The 15,710-nt window shown below is 57.2% G+C and carries 12 protein-coding genes and 1 pseudogene; 7 read left to right on the forward strand and 6 right to left on the reverse strand.

All coding sequences use genetic code 11. The features are described 5' to 3' along the window. Nucleotides 1-84 precede the first annotated feature (84 nt). A pseudogene (locus IR141_RS02065) lies at nt 85-356 on the reverse strand (pseudouridine synthase); the annotation flags it as partial. Between the two features lie 186 nt (nt 357-542). Between IR141_RS02065 and waaA the strand changes: the two are divergent. Continuing rightward, the gene (gene waaA / locus IR141_RS02070) at nt 543-1,811 is read left to right on the forward strand and encodes a lipid IV(A) 3-deoxy-D-manno-octulosonic acid transferase (protein WP_135034029.1); all 1,269 of its coding nucleotides are present in this window, start codon (nt 543-545) and stop codon (nt 1,809-1,811) included. A gap of 260 nt (nt 1,812-2,071) precedes the next feature. On the opposite strand, the gene IR141_RS02075 is transcribed toward waaA, so the two are convergent. Then, the gene (locus IR141_RS02075; protein WP_135033352.1) at nt 2,072-2,464 is read right to left on the reverse strand and encodes a hypothetical protein; all 393 of its coding nucleotides are present in this window, start codon (nt 2,462-2,464) and stop codon (nt 2,072-2,074) included. Nucleotides 2,465-2,889: 425 nt separating this feature from the next. Here IR141_RS02075 and IR141_RS02080 point away from each other — a divergent pair, with 425 nt between their 5' ends. The 3 genes from IR141_RS02080 to IR141_RS02090 all read left to right on the forward strand — a co-directional run bounded on the left by IR141_RS02080 (nt 2,890) and on the right by IR141_RS02090 (nt 5,616). Further along, a complete protein-coding gene (locus tag IR141_RS02080) occupies nt 2,890-3,621 on the forward strand; it encodes a dienelactone hydrolase family protein (protein WP_135034030.1) in 732 nt (243 codons plus the stop codon). Nucleotides 3,622-3,989: 368 nt separating this feature from the next. After that, nucleotides 3,990-4,148, forward strand: a complete 159-nt coding sequence (locus IR141_RS02085) for a DUF1328 domain-containing protein (RefSeq protein WP_135034031.1) — start codon at nt 3,990-3,992, stop codon at nt 4,146-4,148. A gap of 895 nt (nt 4,149-5,043) precedes the next feature. After that, nucleotides 5,044-5,616: a hypothetical protein gene (locus tag IR141_RS02090; RefSeq protein ID WP_135034032.1), complete on the forward strand. Its 573-nt coding sequence runs from the start codon at nt 5,044-5,046 to the stop codon at nt 5,614-5,616. Nucleotides 5,617-5,623: 7 nt separating this feature from the next. Here IR141_RS02090 and IR141_RS02095 read toward each other — a convergent pair whose 3' ends face one another. From IR141_RS02095 to sstT, 3 genes are all read right to left on the reverse strand, one after another. After that, nucleotides 5,624-5,908: a hypothetical protein gene (locus tag IR141_RS02095; RefSeq protein WP_135034033.1), complete on the reverse strand. Its 285-nt coding sequence runs from the start codon at nt 5,906-5,908 to the stop codon at nt 5,624-5,626. Nucleotides 5,909-6,166: 258 nt separating this feature from the next. Beyond that, the gene (locus IR141_RS02100) at nt 6,167-6,490 is read right to left on the reverse strand and encodes a hypothetical protein (protein WP_135034034.1); all 324 of its coding nucleotides are present in this window, start codon (nt 6,488-6,490) and stop codon (nt 6,167-6,169) included. Between the two features lie 204 nt (nt 6,491-6,694). After that, nucleotides 6,695-7,921 (reverse strand): serine/threonine transporter SstT, encoded by a 1,227-nt coding sequence (gene sstT, locus IR141_RS02105; RefSeq protein ID WP_135034035.1) that lies wholly within the window; start codon nt 7,919-7,921, stop codon nt 6,695-6,697. A gap of 339 nt (nt 7,922-8,260) precedes the next feature. On the opposite strand from sstT, the gene IR141_RS02110 reads away from it, so the two are divergent. The 3 genes from IR141_RS02110 (at nt 8,261) to IR141_RS14140 (ending at nt 14,964) form a co-directional block, all read left to right on the forward strand. Continuing rightward, complete coding sequence (locus IR141_RS02110) at nt 8,261-10,087, forward strand: autotransporter assembly complex family protein (RefSeq protein ID WP_135034036.1); 1,827 nt, start codon at nt 8,261-8,263, stop codon at nt 10,085-10,087. 273 nt (nt 10,088-10,360) lie between these two features. Further along, entirely contained in the window at nt 10,361-14,260 is a 3,900-nt protein-coding gene (locus tag IR141_RS02115; RefSeq protein WP_194198362.1) for a translocation/assembly module TamB domain-containing protein, read from the forward strand. Nucleotides 14,261-14,718: 458 nt separating this feature from the next. Beyond that, the gene (locus IR141_RS14140; RefSeq protein WP_135034037.1) at nt 14,719-14,964 is read left to right on the forward strand and encodes a DUF3841 domain-containing protein; all 246 of its coding nucleotides are present in this window, start codon (nt 14,719-14,721) and stop codon (nt 14,962-14,964) included. Between the two features lie 252 nt (nt 14,965-15,216). Here IR141_RS14140 and IR141_RS02125 read toward each other — a convergent pair. After that, on the reverse strand, nt 15,217-15,710 hold a 494-nt coding region (locus tag IR141_RS02125), incomplete at its 5' end, for an ATP-binding protein (protein WP_135034038.1).

Raw genomic sequence — 15,710 nt, forward strand, 5'->3', positions numbered from 1 at the left:
AACCCTGCAGAATTTCCGACTGCAGCAGTCAATCCGCAAGCCGTCCAACATTTTGAAACCGGCAAGAGCGCTTTCAGACGGCCCCCCCAGCGCGAGATAGATTTTTTTCGGGTGGTTGTTGCGGATAGCTTCGTGCAGCTTCACCAGCGCGCTGCGTTTTTTGGCAACCATCAACAGGCCGCTGGTGTCTTTTCGAGGCGGTGGACGAGTTCGAGATATTCGGCTTCGGGGCGGGAGCGGCGGAGTTGTTCGATAACGCCGAAGCTCACACCGCTGCCGCCGTGCACTGCCGTGCCTGCGGGCTTGTTGATAACCAGCACGGCATCGTCTTCATACACTGTCTCAAACCTGCGCGCGGTTGCTGCGGGGCAGTCCTTATCTGCCGTGTGCAAATCCGCTACAATCAATCCTGCTTTTGCCTGAAACCCCGATGCTGCCGCGTGCACTCGGCATCTTGGCGCGCTGCCCAGCGGCACAGTTTCAGTTTTCTGGAATAACGGATGCCGCCGCAGCGGGCGGCACCCTAACCGTTAGGAGCTTTGATGGACGCTGCACGCCGGCTTTACACGCTGCTTTGGCAGCCTGCCCCGTTTTTTATCCGCCGCTATCTGAAAAAGCGCGCGCAGGCCGCTCCTGCTTATTTGGCGCACTGGGGCGAACGTTTCGGCGGGGCGCAGGCCGATCCCGTGCAGGAGCCGCTGTGGGTACACGCCGTGTCGGTGGGCGAAACCCGCGCCGCCGAGCCGCTGATACGCGGACTGCGCCGCTATTTTCCCGATGCGCCGCTGCTGCTCACCCAAATGACGCCCACCGGCCGTGCCGCCGCCCAAGCGCTGTATCCCGATGCCCAATGCCGTTATCTGCCTTATGACAAGCCCGAGTGGGTCGGGCAGTTTCTGCGGGAACACCGCCCGCGCTTGGGCATTCTGATGGAAACCGAAATCTGGCCCAATCTGATGCACGGCTGTGCCCAAGAAGGCGTGCCGCTGTTTTTGGCCAATGCGCGGCTGTCGGAAAAATCGCAAAACGGCTATTTGAAAGTGCGCCGCCTGGTGGAGCCGGCGATGCAGACGCTGCGGGGCTGCTATGCGCAAACTGCCGCCGATGCCGAGCGGCTGCATTTAATCGGCGCGTCCAATGTGCATGTGTGCGGCAACACCAAATACGACATCACCCCCACCGCCGGTATGCGCGAATTGGCGGCGGTATTGCGCAACCGCACCGGCAACCGCCCGGTGCTGGTGTGCGGCAGCACGCGCGAACATAAGGGCGTGGACGAAGCCGAACTGCTGCTGCGGGCATGGCGCGCCTATCACGGCGATGCCCTGCTGGTTATCGTGCCGCGCCACCCCGAACGTTTTCAGACGGCCTTCGACACGGCGGTGCGGCTGGGTTTTACCGCCCAAAAGCGCAGCGACAATGCTGCAGTCGCCGCCGGCACCCAAGTGTGGATAGGCGACAGCATGGGCGAGTTGATGGCTTATTATCTGGCCGCCGATGTGGCGTTTGTGGGCGGCAGTTTGGTGGATACAGGCTGTCAAAACCTGATTGAGCCTGTGGCCTGCGGCGTGCCGACACTGTTTGGCCCCTCCACCTATAATTTTGCCGCCGCCGCCCGCGGCGCGGTGGAAGCGGGCGCGGCCGGGCAGGTGTTCAGCGCGCAGGAATGGCAGTACACCGCCGCGCAATGGCTCTCCGATGCCGCGCTGCGCAGCCGCTATGCCGCCTGCGCCGAAGCGTTTGTGGGCAAACACCGGGGTGCCAGCCGCAGAATGGCCGAGCGGATTGCAGAAACCGTGCAGCAGGCATAGTTTGGCGGTGCAGCCCGTTGCGCGGGCGGCAAACGGCTCGAACCAAGCCTGCATGATGGTGAATCACTTTATTTTCGGCACCGGGCAGCAAGCCGCAGACCATACCAAACCGATTCTGCTGCCGTTTCGGAGGCCGAAAGCCGTTGTCTGTTAGCCAAGATGCGGCAACGCCGTAACGGAAATAGAAGCAGACTCACTCTGTATCAAGCGGAACCGGCGGCGCAAATGGGCAGAATACCCTGCAACAGCCTGCCTCAGCCCTAAACCCCGTTTCCAAAGCTACAAAGGCCGTCTGAATGTTCAGACGGCCTGTCTACACGGGAGAAAGTGGCCCTATTCCCACACCGGCGCGGCAGAGCGGCTGGAGGGGCGTGCGGAAAAAGCGGGCAGCGGCCGGAAACTGCCGGCCATGGAGTTACGGCTGCGGGGTTTGCGGCTGCGGAGCATTTGCGGCGGACGGAGTTGTGAAAGAGGCCGTCTGAAACATGGTTTTCAGACGGCCGTATTTCAGACGGCTCGGGATTCGCGGGCAGGACGGTTTGATTTTCAAAACCGGTGCGGCGGGCTGCTGAAACGGCACCAATGGCGGCAGGCGGGTGGGGGCGGCCGTCTTGAAACGGTGCTGCCGTTATCGGGCGTTTACCGTGGCGCAACAAGCCGCCGCACTGCCAACATCTGTTTCAGGCCGTCTGTATGCCTGACCCTGCCCAAGCGCGTATAGCGGTAAGCATGGAAAAAGTTTGATCAAACACCACCGGCAGCACTACCCTGCCACGGCGGGACCGCCCGCTGCAATGCTGCCGGCCTTATTCTGTGCCGCCCCAATTTGAAACCGCTGCCGCGCGGCCATTCAGCCATTCAGATATACCGTTTTTTTGTTCTGCCGCGCGCGGCGCACAGGCGGGCGGCAACGGCCGGTGTTTGACTGCCTGCCCCGTTTGTTTGCGGCTATGCGGCGCATCAAGTGATGAGCGAAGCCGCGCAAAACCATGCCGTGCATTTTCCGGCAACCCTTGAATGCCTGCGTTTCATCATTTAAGCTAGAGGCCGTCTGAAACCCAACACAGAGGAGCCTGATATGCCGATTACTGCCCGCACCGTGGAATACACCACCGCCGAGGGTCTTACCCTGCAAAGTTACCTGTGCCTGCCCCAACAGCCCGAAAGCGGCTTGGCCGGCGTGCTGGTGGCCCCTGAGTGGTGGGGTTTGAGCGGACACGCCAAACGCGCCGCCGAACGCCTGGCCGAACAAGGCTATGCCGCAATGGCGATGGATTTATACGGAGATGCGCGCCTCACCGATGATGCCGCCCAAGCCAACGAATGGATGAGCGCGGCTCTGGCCGACCCTGCCACGCTGGTCGGGCGCACCCGCCTCGGCCTGCAGGCCCTGGCCGCTCAGCCCGAAGTGGACGGCAGCCGCATCGGCGCCATCGGCTTCTGCTTCGGCGGCCGCGTGGTGCTCGATATGGCACGCCGTGGCGAAGATTTGAAAGCCGTGGCCAGTTTCCACGGCATTCTCGCCACGCCCGAGCCCGCGCGTAAAGGCAGCGTCAAAGGCGAGCTGCTGATAGAGCACGCGGGGCTGGACAGCATGGTGCCGATGGAGGCGGTCGAGGCTTTCCGTCAAGAAATGGATCATGCCCAAGCGCGTTACCATATCGATGTTTTCCCCCATGCCAAACACGGCTTCACCAACCCGCAGGCCACCTGCAACGGTGAAAAAAACGGCGTGGACTTGGCCTACAACGAAGCCGATGCCGAAGCGGCCTGGCAGAATATGCTGGGTTTGCTGGCGCGCGCTTTGTGATTCTGCTGACCCAAACACGGCAACGTTGGTGTGGCCTGCGCTTCCGCTTGGGGTTTGGGCGTGCAGGCAATATCGGAAAGCATAACGTATCTGCATGATGTTCATACGGCACTGAACATCACGAAACCGCTGCTCGGCAAAACCCGCCCGAACCGCATATCAAAGTGTAGGCCGCCCGACCGGTGCCGATATGCGGGCGGCAACCGGCGCATTGCCCGGCATATTGAATCACAGGCCGAATGCCGATTTCCGTGAAAGTCAGTTTTCAATATATCAATCTGCCGTTTTGTATTATTTTTAAACCCATGCCGAAAGCAGCAGGTTCGGCCTAGATACCGACATTCGAAAAACCACTCAAGGAGAACATCATGCTTCATTACGCTGTAGTGTTTTTTGTTATTGCCATTATTGCTGCCGTTTTCGGTTTCGGAGGCATTGCAGACAGCGCGGCAGGCATCGCAAAAATTTTATTTTTCGGTTTTGTGGTTCTCGGTGTGCTTTCGCTGATTTTCGGCAGAAAACGCTGATGCTCCGCAAACATAACCGGCATATCGGGCACACAACGCCTGTTTCTTAATGCCGCGTAGCCCATCCATCCAAACATCAGGCCGTCTGAAAGAACGTTTGCCCGTTTTTCAGACGGCCTGATGCTTCCCTGCGGTTTTGCGCTTTTCAGGCAACGGCCGCCCTTGCGGCCTGACTACAGTTGCCGGCCCGTTTTCAAACAACAATCATGGCAGCATCGGCCGGCCGCGCGGCACGGCAATGTATCCGCCCCGTTCCCGCTGCCGCAGGGTGCCGGCAATAAAGAGCCAGCTCTGCTGCCGTTTTAAGCAACCCGCAAAACAAGCCAAACAACGCAAACAAAAAAGGGGTGCTTGGCACTGCCGCCTGCGCCGCGCCGCCTTATGCTTCTTTGAGGTTCGGCTGTCAGTGTTTCAGACGGCCTCCGGCGTAGTTGCCGGGGCTCCGGTGCGCTTGCGCAGGCGGGCTTTTTTCCGTATCCGCCCTTCGCCCGAACTGAAACTTTATTACCCGCGTCCAACCCTGCCGCCGCCGTATGCGTGCCGGCAGGCCATCGGCTTCTCCATGTTTGTCAAACCATTAATACTGATTTTTAACCTTTTTTCAGAAAATTCTCTTTGATTCATACGGCCATTTTAATATCGCACATTCATTACCCGTTACCGTTCCTTTCAGCGCAAGCTCCGTCTTTCAACGCAGGCAAGGGCTTGATTTTGACCGCCGGCAGCCTCTCCGGGGCGGGGAAACACACCGGGCTGTGCCCGATATGCACTTCGGGCATGAAAATCTATTACGAAGTTTTCCTACAGAAAACCGCCGCCTGCCCTGAGGCAGGCTCATGCAGACACGCGGAAACACCGTCTCACAAGATTTTTGTTTCAAATTTTTAAGGGAATCATGATGGAAATATATTTCAAAACCGCCCTGGTGTTCACCCATTTCATTCTGGCGGGCATCGTATTGACCAAAGTGCTGCACACCGATTTTCTGTTGTTGAAAAACTATACCTCTCCCCTGGATAAGGATTTGATCCAACAAATCAAACAGGCCAAGCAGGTGGCATTGTGGGGGCTGTTGGGGCTGGCGGCCACAGGCATTGCGCTGGTGGTTTACGGCATACTCACCAGCCCGGGTTATTTAAACAACCCCAAGCTGTGGGTGAAATTTATCTGCGTGGGCGTGTTGGCGGCCAACGGTTTTCTGGTGCACCGGCTCGCCCGTCATGTGCAGGAAAAAACCGTGCTGGCCGACTTCCCCTACGGGCTTTCGGTGCAGATTTCGATTGTGGGCGCAATCAGTTCGGCAAGCTGGATTTTCGCCTGCTGGCTGGGCATTGCCCGCTCTTGGAACAGGGTGCTGCCGTTTTCAGAAGTGTTGGGGCATTACGGCCTGGTGTTGCTGGCGGCCGTGTGCGCCAGCATGCTGGTGAATATCCGCTTTGTGCAACAGCGGCAATATCATGAAGGCTGACCCGTTTTCAGACGACCTGCATATTGCCCGCAACCGCTGCAAAACACCTTAAGGCCGTCTGAAAGGCCTTGATGCCGCCACTCCCACGCGGGCGGAAACTCAGATAAAAAATATTGGAGTATGGATGAAAAAAATTCTGAAATGCTGAATATCCGGCTTCCCGCGCAGGCGGGCGCAGCGGCAAATAAAACTTCTTGTGGTGTTTTTTTGAATTTTGCAAAGGTTTCGGCGGCCGCCTCTGAATAGGCGTCTGCCCCGATAACGGCGGCAGGTTCCCGCCCTTAGTTTGCATTTGTGGCCGGCGTGCGCCGAAACGGCGCTGCCGCACCGCTGCAACAGCGTCTCCAAGCTGAGGCCGCGCAGTTTTCCGCCCGGCTTTTCAGAATGGCTTTTCAGACGGCCTAGAGCCGGAGCAAGCCGATTCAAGGTTTGTGCTGCCGCGCCGGTGCTGCGGTTGGTTGTCTGAATGTGCCATTGCCGCCGGCGCACAGCATATGGGCGGCCGCCCTGCCCCGCTCTGCCCGCTGCGGCAGATGCTGTTTCAGACGGCCTACGGCTTGCGCGCATCGCGCGAAGCCTGCCAGGCGGCATCCAGGCGTTGGCCTGCTGCCTGCAATGCAGTGTCGGCCTGTGCTTTTTTGGCGGTTTCTTCCTGCAACTCTCCCTGCATTTTCTCTATATCGGCCTGCGCCTGTTTGATGCGCCGCTGAGCGGATGCAATATCCGATTGCAGCGAGGCAATGCGGCGGCTGCTGCCGTTTTGCACCTTTAAGGCAGCCTGATAGGCAGCGCGTGCGCTGAACAACTCATCGGCAACCGTGTCGGCGAGCGCCGGCGGCGCAAGCAGCAAAACGGCAAGAGCGGCTTTTTTCATTGGAATTTCCTTATGCTTGAAACGCTGCCGCCGGATGGCGGCAAAGCGGGTTGGATGGGTAATCCACTAAAATCAATATTCACGCTTGATTTGCGGGTATGCTTCGAGGCCGTCTGAAAAGCTGCTTCTGAAACACTGCTCATGATGAAACAGCGGCGCAGATGCAGCGGAAACGGCGCAAACGGGCAAGTTGCAAAGCAAGGTTCACAAGCTCTCTCTGCGCTTTCGGCCGATGTCGGCCGCAGCAGTAAACAACACATCGGTGGAAGAATTCAGCGCAGTTTCGGCAGAATCCTGCACCACGCCGATAATAAAGCCTACCGCCACCACCTGCATGGCCACATCGTGGGAAATGCCGAACAGGCTGCACGCCAGCGGTATCAGCAACAATGAACCGCCCGCCACGCCGGAAGCACCGGCCGCACTCACGGTGGCAACCAGGCTCAACAGCAGCGCGGTGGCAAAGTCGATTTGGATGCCTTGAGTGTGCGCAGCGGCCATGGCCAGCACGGTAATGGTGATTGCCGCGCCCGCCATGTTTACCGTGGCACCCAGCGGAATCGAAATCGAATAAGTGTCTTCATGCAGGCCGAGCTTTTTCGCCAGCGCCATATTCACAGGAATATTGGCGGCGGAAGAGCGGGTGAAAAATGCAGTAACACCGCTCTCGCGCAGGCAGGTGAACACCAGCGGGTAAGGATTACTGCGGATTTGCGTCCACACAATCACCGGGTTTACCACCAGCGCGATAAACAGCATACAGCCCAGCAGCACGGCCAACAGGCGTGCGTAGCCGGCCAATGCTCCGAAACCCGTTTCGGCAACGGTGGCCGCCACCAAACCGAAAATACCCAAAGGCGCAAAGCGGATAACCCATTTCACTATCCTCGACACCGATTCGGCCAAATCGGCAACCATGATACGGGTGTTTTCCGAGGCATGGCGCAACGCAAAACCGAGCACAACCGCCCAAGCCAGAATGCCGATATAGTTGGCATTGGCAACCGCAGCCACAGGGTTGGCCACCAAATTCATCAATAGGGTTTTCAACACTTCCACAATGCCGGAGGGCGGTGCGGTATCCACATTGCTGGCATTGACCAACGCGATTTCGGTGGGAAACACAAAACCGGCAACCACGGCACTCAATGCCGCCAAAAACGTTCCTACCGCATAAAGCAGGATAATCGGCTTGATATGCGCTTCACTGCCTTTTTGATGCTGGGAAATGGCCGCCGTTACCAACACAAATACCAGCACCGGCGCCACCGCCTTGAGCGCGCCCACAAACAAACTGCCCAACAGGCCGGCCGCCATGCCCGCCGAAGGCGACAGCCACGCCAGCAACATACCCAAAACCAGCCCTGCCACAATCTGCTGCACCAAACTGATGCGGTTTACGGCATCTATCACGGGATTTCCGCTTGCCATGATTCGTCCTCTTAATAAATGTTCAGAAAGGCAGATATTCTAAAATAAAACCCTTTCACAAACTATGCCCGTAAAAATACAGCATAAAAACCTGTAAATATGCTTAATTTTAAAAATAAAATTTTAATTTCTTGAGAAATATTCCATTTAAACCGATATTCTGAAAGCCAAAGTAAAACAAAACGCCAAACCCAACCGCCTGCACAATGCAGGCAACCATACGGCAATCAATTCAATTTTCAGCGTTATCCGGCAGGGATGCCTTCTGTCGACAACAGTGGAAACAATGCTAAAATTGCAGCCCGGCCACAGGCTCGTTTTCCAACCTGCGCAAACCTTATGAAAAAATACACCGCCACCCTGCTGCTTTCCACGCTTTCACTTGCCTGCACACAGACATTTGCAGCCTACCCTGCGCCCGAAGATTATGTGCCGATAAAAAAAACCGAGAAAAAAACCGCCGAGGCGGCCGGCGGAAAACTGCCGGTGAAATATCCGGTGGAAATCCGCACCGACAATAAAGAAGTGAAAACCATGCTCGAAGAATACCTGCCGCTGATTGTCCAGCAGCAGGAAGAGGAACTCGACAGTGAGCAGGCCGGCTTTTTGGCCGAAGAAGCACCCGGCAACGTGCAAACCATGCTCCAAACCAAAGGCTATTTCAACGGCAGAGTAACGGTTGCCCCCCAAGGCAGCGGTTACACGGTGGATGTCAGCCCCGGAATACGCACCCGAATCGACAATGTGGGCGTAGCCATTGTAGGCGATGTGCTGCAAGATGCCGATTTGGCGCAATACTACAAAAACGCGATGGAAAACTGGCAGCTCCCCGTCGGCAGCCATTTCGACCAAAGCCTGTGGAGCAGCAGCAAAACTTCGGTGCTCTCAGCCGTTACCCGCAAAAAATACCCGCTGGCCAAGCTCTCGCAAACCCAAGCCACCATCAACCCCGACACCCACACCGCCGATTTAAACGTACTGGTAGAGAGCGAAAGGCCCATTTATTTCGGCGATATCCACATCAGCGGCACCCAACGCTATCCCGAAAGCGTGGTACGCGGCATGGCTCAGTTCCAACCCGGCTCGCCCTATGATTTGGACCAGCTGCTCGACTACCAGCAGGCGCTCGAGCAAGACGGCCACTATTCAGGCGCATCGGTGCAGGCCGATTTCGGCAATATGCAGGGCGACCGCGTGCCGGTGATGGTGTCGGTAGAAGAAATGAAACGGCACAAATTCGAAGCCGGCCTGCGCTATGATTCCGAATACGGCTTCGGCGGCCGCCTCGGCTACGATTACTACAATCTCTTCAACCGCGGCTATGTCGGCTCGCTGGTGGTCGATGCCGACAAATACGAAACCACATTGGCCGCCGGCATCAGCCAGCCGCGCAAGAGCAACGGCCATTATCTCACCAGCAACGTATCCTACACCCGCTCCACCACCCAAAACCTTGAGAAACACGCCGTAAGCAGCGGCATTTGGCGGGTGCGCGACCGTAACCACATTGAATCGCGCATCGGCATCGAATTTCTCACCGAAAGCAGCCGCGTGCCCGAAACCGATTACGATTTGGGCCGCAGCCACGCCACCATGCTCACCGCCTCGTGGAAGCGGCAGGAAATCGAAACCGCCCTGCGCCCTGAAAACGGCTATTATTTGGACGGCAAAATCGGCGCCACTTTAGGCTCTCTGCTTTCTTCCACCGCCATTGCGCGCGCGCGCGCCGGCGCGGGCTATTATTTCACGCCCGAAAACAAAAAAATCGGCACTTTTATCGCACGCGGCCAAATCGGCTATGTATATGCCAAAGAAAACAAGCAAGTGCCCTCTTCGCTGCAGTTCCGCACCGGCGGCGCCACCTCCATCCGCGGCTACGAGCTCGACAGCATCGGCTTGGCCGGCCCCAACGGCTCCGTGCTGCCCGAACGTGCATTAGCCGTGGTCAGCCTCGAATACCAATATCCGATTAACCGCAGCTTTTCTGCCGCCGTGTTTCACGATATGGGCGATGCCGCGCCCAACTTCAAAAAGATGACGATCAAACACGGCACGGGTGTCGGCGTCCGCTGGTTCAGCCCCGTGGCTCCTTTTTCATTCGATATTGCCTACGGCCACCACGATAAAAAACTGCGTTGGCACATCAGCCTGGGCACACGTTTCTGAAATATCTCCCGGCGCACAGCCAGGCCGTCTGAAAACAAAAAGGCCGTCTGAAAAACCCGCCGCATACTTTTCAGACGGCCTTGTGCCCGAACATACGCCGCACCGGCAACCCGAAAAACTGCGGGCGGCAAGCAGTATGCAATACGGCAAAACAGACTGATGCCGCCATTATTTTAAAGCGGGGCAGCCGCGCCGCCGTGATTTCGTTTTACCGTAAAGCGGCACCAGCGCGCGCGGCAAACGCTGCGCCGCCAACATGAAGGAAGTTTTTTGATGAACCGACCCTCCGACAGCCCCGCGCTTTCCGAAACGGCAGCCGCTCCCGAAACAGGCAAACCGCCCGAACACGGGCCGTCTGAAAAAAAACCTGAAAAAAGCCTGTGGCGGCGGATGCTGCGGGCGTTTTTTCTGGTTTTACTGCTGTCGTTTGCAGCCGTTGCCGGCGCGGCGGTGTGGCTGGCCGGCACCGAATCGGGGCTGCGTTACGGCCTGTATAACATTCCCTCGTGGTTCGGCGCGAACATCAGCTCGAAAACCCTGCAAGGCACGCTGTGGAGCGGTTTTCACGGCGAGGGCTGGCGCGTGGAAACCGAAGGTGCCGACATCGGCATCAGCCGCTTTTCTTTCAGCTGGAACCCGCGCCAACTCGCGCAACGCAAACTGCACATCCGCCACCTGATTGCGGGCGACATTCAAATCGTTACCAAACCCGTGCCGCCGTCTGAAAAAAAACCGGCATCCGGCCTGCCCGAAAGCGTGAGCCTGCCCGTTGCAGTGGCACTCGACAAACTCGAAACGGGCAAAATCAGCATCGGCTCCCGCGCCGACCGCCAAACCGTTTACCTCAACCGGCTCAGCGCATCGTATGTTTACAACCACCAACTGCACAGCCTGAAACTGGCCGATCTGCAAACCCCGTGGAACAACGCCTCGGGCAGTGCCACCCTCGGCGTAAAAAGCCCGTTTTCCCTCAATGCCGCCATTTACGGGCAGGGCGAACTGGACGGACAGTATGTTGACGCCCAAACCCGACTGTGGGGCAGCCTGCGCGATGTGGAAACCGATATCCGCATCGATGGCGGAAAAATACGCCTGCACGCCGAATCGGTGCTGCATCCGTTTGCCGCCAAACTCAACGACAAAATCAAACTGGTGCAGATAAAAGGCTTCAACATCAACCCGCAGGCATTTTTATCTTCCCTGCCCAAATCGCTGCTCGAATTCGATGCCACCGTTGTGCCTTCGTTTGAGAAAGGGCTCGCGCTCGAAGGCTCCATCGATCTGGCCAACCACAACGCAGCCGCTGCCGATGCCGGCGGCATTCCCGTGCGCGGGCTGGCAGGCGGCTTCACCATCAACGAAAACGGCCTGATTGATATTCAGGATATCGCCGTGAAGCTGATGCACAAAGGCACGGTAAACATTGCCGGCAACATCGACACCGCCAAACAGCAGCTCGCGCTGGCCGCCGCCCTGCGCAATATCCGCGCCGCTGATGCCGTAGAGCAGCAGCTGAGCGGCAGCCTCAACGGTACCCTCACCCTCGGCGGCGCATTCAGCAATCTGGAAACCGGCTGGAATTTAAACACCGGCAACGCCCTTTCAGACGGCCTGATCCAAATGCACACCGATGCGGCAAACGGCCAGCAGACCATCTTGTTCAAACACGCCCGCATCCGCCCGGAAAAAGGCGGCGAAATCAATGCCGAAGGCTCGCTGGAACTGTTTCAAAAGCAAATCTTAAAGTTGGCCGTTACCGGCAAAAACTTCAACCCTGCCAAACTCAACACACAGTTTCCCGAAGGCAATATCAACGGCACCGCCAACCTCCACGGCGAAATCACCAACCAAAAATACAGCGGCAAAATGCAGTTCGGCCCCAGCACCCTATCCGGCATCGGCCTGCGCGGCAATGCCGATGTGCTTTATGAAAACGGACATCTCGCCCGTGCCGCCGCCGACATTCTTTTGGGCAGCAACAGCATCAAAGCAAACGGCAGCTTCGGCAAAAAAGGCGACCGTCTCCATATCGACATCAACGCCCCCGATTTGAGCCGCTTCGGCTTCGGCATGGCCGGCCTTCTCACCGCCAAAGGCTACATCGCCGGCGAACCCAAACAACTCGAAGCCGACCTGGCCGGCCGGGCGCGCAACCTGCGCATCAGCGGCATAGCGCAGGCCGACTCGCTCGACTTCCAACTCAAAGGCTCGCCCGACTACAGCCGCCCCCTGAATATCGAGCTCAAAGGCAGCCGCATCAGCGCGGGCGGCACCGTGATTGACGCGGTCAACCTGTTTGTTAACGGCACCGGCCGCAGCCACCGCATCCACGGCGGCGGCAGCCTGGCACTCGAAGGCAAACCCTACAAACTCGAAATCGATGCCAACGGCGGCTTGGACGACAAACAGCAATGGAAAGGCACACTCAGCACGCTCGACATCGGCGGCGCATTCAACCTCAAGCTGCAAAACCGCATCAGCCTTGAAGCCGGCGCCCAACGTGTGGCGGTGAATGCCGCCCGATGGAGCGCGATGGGCGGCAGCCTCAACATGGAAAATTTTGTGTGGGACAAAAAAAACGGCATCACCACCAAAGGCCGTGCCGACAACCTGCACATGGCGCAGCTGCACAATTTCTACACCCCGCCGGTGCAGCATAATCTCGTGCTCTCCGGCGACTGGGATTTATCTTACAGCCGCAATGCACGCGGCTATCTCAACATCCGCCGTCAAAGCGGCGATATCGAGCTGCCCTACCGCAAACAGATGCTGGGTTTGGCCTCCCTCGCGCTCAATACACGCCTTCAAAACGGCCGCATCGACAGCACACTCAACGGCATTACCGGCTACGGCAAGATAGACGGCAGCCTGACCATCAGCCAGCAATTCGGCAGCGACATCAAACTTGCGCCGATAAACGGCAAAATCAGCATCAGCGCGCCCAATCTCGAAACCTTCCGCAACTTTCTGCCCGTGGGGCAAAGCCTGCGCGGCAACCTGCTCGGCACGGCAACCATAGGCGGCCGCATCGGCCAACCGCAGTTTAACGGCACGCTCAACGGCAACAATCTTTATTACCGCAATCAGGATTTGGGCCTGATTCTCGATAACGGCATTTTGCGCTCGCGTCTGCAAGGCCAGAGCTGGATTATCGACCACCTGCGTTTTCACCGGGGCGGCACTGTCGAGCTCAAAGGCACGGTCGGCCTGAACAACGCCGAGCCCGATGTCGATGTAGATTTGGCATTCAACCGCTACAGCGCGCTCGACAAACCCAACCGCCGCCTCACCCTCAGCGGCAACGCCAAAATGCGCTACACCGAAACCGGCGGCGTTACCCTAAACGGCACACTCCAAGCCGATTCCGGCCACTTCGGCTTCCAGAAATCGTCTATGCCCGCACTCGATGACGATGTGGTGGTGTTGGGGCAGCCCGAAAAAGCCCCCGCCAGCCCCACCCCCATCAGCATGGATTTGGTGCTTGATCTCAACAACAGCCTGCGCTTCAGCGGCGAAGGGCTGGACGTTACCCTCGGCGGCCGGCTCAGGCTCACTGCCAAACCCGGCGAAACCGTGCAGGGCGTAGGCACCGTAACCGTGGTGAAAGGCCGCTATAAAGCCTACGGCCAGGATCTCGACATCACCAAAGGCCACATCTCGTTTGTCGGCCCGCTCTCCGACCCCAACCTCAATATCCGTGCCGAACGCCGCCTTTCACCCGTAGGCGCGGGCGTGGAAGTGCTCGGCAGCCTCAACAGCCCGCGCGTTTCGCTGGTAGCCGATGAAGCCATGAGTGAAAAAGACAAACTCTCGTGGCTGATTCTCAACCGTGCCAGCAGCGGCAGCGATGGCGATGAAGCCGCCCTTTCCGCCGCCGCCGGCGCATTTTTGGCCGGACGCGTCAACGATAAACTCGGCCTGGTAGACGATTTCGGCTTCACCAGCAAACGCAGCCGCAATGCCCAAACCGGCGAGCTCAACCCCGCCGAGCAGGTGCTCACGGTAGGCAAGCAGCTCACCAACAACCTGTATATGGGCTACGAATACGGCGTGGGCAGTGCCGAGCAGTCGGTCAAACTCGTTTACCAACTCTCCCGCACCCTGCAGGCCGTTGCCCGGGTCGGCAATGTATCATGGGGAGGCGAGATGAAATACAGCATCCGTTTCGATTAGGCAGGCATCGGCCAAAAAGCCATACAGGCCGTCTGAAAAGCTTTTTCAGACGGCCTGATTTTTAGTGCAGGACAGTCGCCAAACCCGTGTGCCAACTCTCCCGCACCCTGCAGGCCGTTGCCCGGGTCGGCAACGTATCATGGGGCAGCGAGATGAAATACAGCATCCGTTTCGATTAAGGGGCATGGTTAAAACAGCCGAGGCCGTCTGAAAACCTTTTCAGACGGCCTTCCCGCTTTCGCCGGCAGCATGGGCATATCGGAAAGCCTGCTTTTATTTTGCCCAAGCCTTCCCCGTGTGTTGGTGATACACAGCGAATCCGCTTTATTTCGGCTGCGGCGTTGCTGCATCGTGGCTCGAAGTGAGCGGCTTACCGGCGTTCGGGCGGCAACAGAATCACTATATTGCCTGCAAGCCCGCTATACTTACGTTCCCACAACCCGAACCATACATACTGAATGTTGATAAAACTATGGACAGTACGCCCTGCCGGTGATTTTGCCATTCTCCAAAAGCAAGATGTTTATACGGCAGATGAGCGCTATGTAATGCCTGAGAGAATGGAGGCGTATCAATGGATGTCTCAGCGTTTGGCTGAAAAAACACCTGCCCCGGCAGGTGTCCGCTTCCCGTTGTGGGCTTGGTATCATGCTCACGGGAGCAAACGGCCAAAGCCGGACTTGAGAAAAAGAGGACATTTGTAGAAAGGTGAAAAAGGAGTCCGCATTGAATTTTGATGCCTGATACTGATGTTCTGCTGAGCAGCTTTGAGGGTTGGCATGCTGTTTTAAATAATCACTTTTTTCTTTGGACGACCAAGAATACGAACACCATGAAAATATGGAAAACAAGCTTTCTGCTGCGGATCTGCAACAAGCCAAAGAAAAAAGTTGGTTGAGAATTTGTCAATTCCATTCCAAAACTGAGCCACAGTTGTGGTCTAAAATTGAGCCACCCTATGAGCGGTGTTTCATCCGGTAAGAATCATTGCCCGTCTCAAAAATATCGCAGCAATAAGTCAGACGCTCCAGTAAAGCACCCGTCATCTTTTCATCCATAAACAGCTTCACCCATTCACTAAAAGCCAAATTGGTCGTCATGACAACACTCGTCCTTTCATGCAGTTGGCTCATCAGATGAAACAGCAGCGCCCCGCCTTTCTGACTAAACGGCAGATCCCCCAACTCATCAAGAATCAACAAATCGTACCGACATTGCTGTTCGGTTAGTTTCAGACGGCCTTCGTCTTTGTCTGCTTCCAATTTGTTGACCAAGTCCAGTACATTCCAAAAACGTACCCTAAATCCTTGTGTCGCCGCTTCGATACCCAGTGCTGTGGCAATATGCGTTTTGCCCGTACCCGGTCCGCCTACCAACACCACATTACGCTTCTGTCTGATATAGTCCCCGCCCAAAAGCAGTTCCAAGGCCGGACGGTGTATCAAACTCT

The sequence above is a fragment of the Neisseria sp. 19428wB4_WF04 genome (assembly GCF_015235335.1).
Taxonomy (GTDB): Bacteria; Pseudomonadota; Gammaproteobacteria; order Burkholderiales; family Neisseriaceae; genus Neisseria; species Neisseria musculi.

What these genes read in the sequence shown, in the direction of transcription:
- waaA (WP_135034029.1), top strand. Translation starts at nt 543, where the DNA reads ATGGACGCTGCACGCCGGCTTTACACGCTGCTTTGGCAGCCTGCCCCG.
- IR141_RS02080 (WP_135034030.1), top strand. Translation starts at nt 2,890, where the DNA reads ATGCCGATTACTGCCCGCACCGTGGAATACACCACCGCCGAGGGTCTT.
- IR141_RS02085 (WP_135034031.1), top strand. Translation starts at nt 3,990, where the DNA reads ATGCTTCATTACGCTGTAGTGTTTTTTGTTATTGCCATTATTGCTGCC.
- IR141_RS02090 (WP_135034032.1), top strand. Translation starts at nt 5,044, where the DNA reads ATGATGGAAATATATTTCAAAACCGCCCTGGTGTTCACCCATTTCATT.
- IR141_RS02095 (WP_135034033.1), bottom strand. Translation starts at nt 5,908, where the DNA reads ATGCAAACTAAGGGCGGGAACCTGCCGCCGTTATCGGGGCAGACGCCT.
- IR141_RS02100 (WP_135034034.1), bottom strand. Translation starts at nt 6,490, where the DNA reads ATGAAAAAAGCCGCTCTTGCCGTTTTGCTGCTTGCGCCGCCGGCGCTC.
- sstT (WP_135034035.1), bottom strand. Translation starts at nt 7,921, where the DNA reads ATGGCAAGCGGAAATCCCGTGATAGATGCCGTAAACCGCATCAGTTTG.
- IR141_RS02110 (WP_135034036.1), top strand. Translation starts at nt 8,261, where the DNA reads ATGAAAAAATACACCGCCACCCTGCTGCTTTCCACGCTTTCACTTGCC.
- IR141_RS02115 (WP_194198362.1), top strand. Translation starts at nt 10,361, where the DNA reads ATGAACCGACCCTCCGACAGCCCCGCGCTTTCCGAAACGGCAGCCGCT.
- IR141_RS14140 (WP_135034037.1), top strand. Translation starts at nt 14,719, where the DNA reads ATGTTGATAAAACTATGGACAGTACGCCCTGCCGGTGATTTTGCCATT.